Below are 753 nucleotides of genomic sequence, written 5' to 3'. Positions count from 1 at the left end.
GACTTCGTCATCCTCAACTGGCGGGCGGTCTGCGGGCAGTGCCGGGCCTGTCTGAAGGGCGAGCCGCAGTACTGCTTCAACACCTCCAACGCCACCCAGAAGATGACCCTCGCCGACGGCACCGAGCTGTCCCCGGCGCTGGGCATCGGCGCGTTCGTGGAGAAGACCCTGGTCCACTCCGGCCAGTGCACCAAGGTCGACCCGACCGCCCCGGCCACCGCCGCCGGCCTGCTGGGCTGCGGCGTGATGGCCGGCGTCGGCGCGGCGATCAACACCGGCGCGGTCAAGCGCGGCGAGTCCGTGGCGGTGTTCGGCTGCGGCGGCGTCGGCGACGCCGCGATCGCCGGGGCCAAGCTGGCCGGCGCGTCGACGATCATCGCCGTCGACATCGACGACCGGAAGCTGGAGTGGGCCAAGAAGATGGGCGCCACCCACACCGTCAACTCCAAGAACACCGACGCCGTCGAGGCGATCAAGGGCCACACCGGCGGCTTCGGGGTCGACGTCGCGATCGACGCCGTCGGCCACCCGGCGGTGTTCGAGCAGGCCTTCTACGCCCGCGACCTGGCCGGCCGCGTCGTGCTGGTGGGTGTCCCCACCCCGGACATGACGATCGAGCTGCCGCTGATCGAGATCTTCGGCCGCGGCGGCGCGCTGAAGTCCTCCTGGTACGGCGACTGCCTGCCCTCCCGCGACTTCCCGATGCTGGTCGACCTGTACCTGCAGGGCCGCTTCGACCTCGACGCCTTCGTC

At 71.0% G+C, this 753-nt stretch carries 1 protein-coding gene; it reads left to right on the top strand.

Annotation, left to right across the window (positions count from 1 at the left end):
* A partial coding sequence (locus tag MY520_RS27915; RefSeq protein ID WP_436695954.1) for a zinc-binding dehydrogenase occupies positions 1–753 on the top strand: 753 nt, incomplete at both ends.

The sequence above is a fragment of the Geodermatophilus sp. CPCC 205506 genome (genome assembly GCF_051383635.1).
Lineage (GTDB): Bacteria > Actinomycetota > Actinomycetes > Mycobacteriales > Geodermatophilaceae > Geodermatophilus.
This window is presented reverse-complemented; position numbering and strand designations above follow the sequence as displayed.